Here is a 2732-nt window from a genome sequence, read left to right as displayed (position 1 = left end):
ATTTGGTGATTCGCCAGTTAAATAAGATGATAGGTAGCAGCGACCTTCGGCCATGATGCATAAACTACCAAAGGCAAATACTTCGAGTTCAACATCGGTATTACGGGCCAATTGTTTTACTTGATGAATGGATAATACGCGGGGTAATACTACCCGACTGACATTAAAATTATTAGTATAAAAATTAATGGCTTCCACATTTGTTGCTGATGCTTGCACGGATAGGTGTAACTCTAAATCTGGGTATTTTTTGGTTGCGTAGTCAAGTACTGCTACATCAGAGATAATAGCGGCATCTACCCCCATGTCAGCGCAACGATCAACGGCGCGTTCCCAACGTTCTAATTTTCCTGGGTGAGCAAAGGTATTGATGGCCACGTGTAAATGACGATCATGACTGCGAATATAATCGACCGCTTTATCTAGTTTTTTATCAGTAAAGTTCAAACCAGCGAAATGACGGGCATTGGTATCGTCTTTAAAACCGATATAAACAGCGTCAGCGCCATTATCAACCGCTGTTTTTAATGCCGGTAAATTACCAGCAGGGCAGAGTAATTCCATTGTTATAGTATCTTGAACGATGAATCTTGAGAAAAATTGTAAGGCATCGATGTTTTATTGGATTTGATTTAGGGCAGGATTATCTGAATTAATCTACTTTAAATTGACTTTGCTTAGGATATGGTCGCTGATGGCACGTTAAAATACTATTTTTATTCAAGGAGCATATTCTGATGCTACATACTCTACATCGTAAATTGGTACATACTGTTCCTGGGTTATTAGCGATACCAGCTAAAATATTACCCTTTTCACTGCAAGAGAAAGTACTCTCACAAGTGCTTAATCGGGTATTTTCTGAAGGGTTAGAGGATGATGAGTTTGAGTTTCTTGAGCAAAAGTGGCTGCAAGTTGAAATCACTGATTTAGGCATTAATTGGTTTATCAGTTGTAAAGATAATAAACTTGTTATTGCGCCAAAAGCAGAATCAGTTGACGTTAGCTTTAAAGGTAATTTGAATGAGTTAGTGTTAATTACCGCACGTAAAGAAGATCCTGACACATTGTTTTTCCAACGCCGTTTAAAAATTGAAGGTGATACTGAACTAGGTCTCGAAGTCAAAAATATGCTTGATAGTTTTGACCTCGATGAATTACCAAAACCAGTAACAACATTGTTGACTTATTTAGCTGATTTTATTCAGCAAGGTTTGGTTGAGCCTGAATTCAGCGGTGCAGTAAAAGCTAATGTGACCACTTGAATCTTGGAGATCCAGCTTACTTATTTTAACCTATAAAGCATCGAGAATACCCATCATATATTTATAAGTATGTAGCAGCGAAGTGGGTATTCGTTTTATATCAGCCATTTATTATATTCGGTGGTCATGCCTTAGTATGGTTATAGTATTGCTTTGAGCTATCACTATAGACCCCGCTCGCACTTCCCCCATATCATCAATAGATTAATGCTAATTCCATATGGATATGGAAGTGATTTAGTAGTGAATATCTTTGATGCAAGGAGCATAAAGTGAGACTAGTTGTTATAAGCGGCAGTACCCGAAACAGGTCGACAACCATTAAGGTTGCACAATCAGTATTGCAATTAGCCGAACAGTCGCAATTATTCAGCAAAGTTAATTTATTGGACTTTGTAAAAGTAACCTTGCCTATTTGGGATAAAGCTATAAAAAATGAAATTTCTGATTGGCAAGAAGAGTGGTTGGCTACAGCGCAATTAATGCGGGCTGCAGACGCAGTCATCATTGTCAGTCCTGAATGGGAAGAAGAAAGCCTAGATAATTTCTATGCTTTTTGTGAATATGATAATTTACCTTTATTACCGGGAACAGTATTGCGTGTTGGTAGTAATTGTCGTGGCGCGTACTCGTCCACTGAGCTGTGGATGGCCAATTTCCGTAAAAATCGTACTTGTTTGATTTTGGAACATTTTATTGTGGCGACGATTGAGTCGGTTAATAATTGCAAAGAAGCTTATTATCCATTTGAAACTCCTTTAGTAGAACGTATACTGGCTAATTTAGGCTTGATGAAGCAGCTAGTTGATAATGGTGGTTTATTATCTTTAACAAGGCTACATCTTGCTAAGTGTTAGCTGAGGTGTTGGATGTCATCAAAATTCCCTGAATTTGTAACTAAGCGTTTAGTCATCCGTGTTGCCATGGAGAGCGATAGTGAAATGCTGCGTCAATATTATGTACGTAATCAGATACATTTAACACCTTGGGAGCCTATTCGGAGTGACGCTTATTATACGTTACGTTGGTGGCAGCTTCGTATTAAGCAAATTCATGCAGAGTTTAATGATGCGAGCGCAGTCAATTTTATTGCCATGACGACTGATAAATCCGAAATTGTTGCGGTTGCTAACTTCAGTAATATAATTCAAGGCGTATTTAAATCCTGCTATCTCGGCTATTCAATTGCAAAGTGTTATGAAGGGCAGGGCTTAATGGTTGAATTTTTACAGTGTTGCTTAGAGTTCATGTTTGAAAATATGGGACTTAATCGTGTGATGGCTAATTATATACCTGAAAATGAGCGCAGTGGCGCGTTATTACAGCGGCTTGGCTTTGAACGTGAGGGGTATGCTCGAAAATACCTTAAAATCGCTGGACGCTGGCAAGATCATGTCTTAACTGCATTATTACAAGAAGATTGGTTAGCGCGTAAAACGCTGAGTAAGCGAGTGATAAAATAATTAG

At 38.5% G+C, this 2732-nt stretch carries 4 protein-coding genes; 3 read left to right on the top strand and 1 reads right to left on the bottom strand.

What is annotated here, in order from left to right:
* Positions 1–564, bottom strand: a 564-nt coding sequence (locus BT797_RS09950) for a peptidase U32 family protein (protein WP_139291996.1), incomplete at its 3' end; no start/stop codon positions are given.
* Between the two features lie 173 nt (positions 565–737).
* Here BT797_RS09950 and ubiT point away from each other — a divergent pair.
* From ubiT to rimJ, 3 genes are all read left to right on the top strand, one after another.
* Positions 738–1265 (top strand): ubiquinone anaerobic biosynthesis accessory factor UbiT, encoded by a 528-nt coding sequence (gene ubiT / locus BT797_RS09945; RefSeq protein ID WP_045112659.1) that lies wholly within the window; start codon positions 738–740, stop codon positions 1263–1265.
* Between the two features lie 272 nt (positions 1266–1537).
* Positions 1538–2122, top strand: a complete 585-nt coding sequence (locus BT797_RS09940; RefSeq protein ID WP_075471921.1) for an NADPH-dependent FMN reductase — start codon at positions 1538–1540, stop codon at positions 2120–2122.
* A gap of 12 nt (positions 2123–2134) precedes the next feature.
* Entirely contained in the window at positions 2135–2728 is a 594-nt protein-coding gene (gene rimJ, locus BT797_RS09935) for a ribosomal protein S5-alanine N-acetyltransferase (protein WP_045111664.1), read from the top strand.
* The last annotated feature ends 4 nt before the right edge of the window (positions 2729–2732 follow it).

The sequence above is a fragment of the Moritella viscosa genome (genome assembly GCF_900120065.1).
GTDB lineage: Bacteria > Pseudomonadota > Gammaproteobacteria > Enterobacterales > Moritellaceae > Moritella > Moritella viscosa.
Note: the sequence above shows the minus strand (reverse complement) of the source record. Positions and strands in the feature narration are given on the sequence as shown.

Coding starts and splice junctions, on each gene's coding strand:
- rimJ (WP_045111664.1), top strand. CDS start 2,135: ATGTCATCAAAATTCCCTGAATTTGTAACTAAGCGTTTAGTCATCCGT.
- ubiT (WP_045112659.1), top strand. CDS start 738: ATGCTACATACTCTACATCGTAAATTGGTACATACTGTTCCTGGGTTA.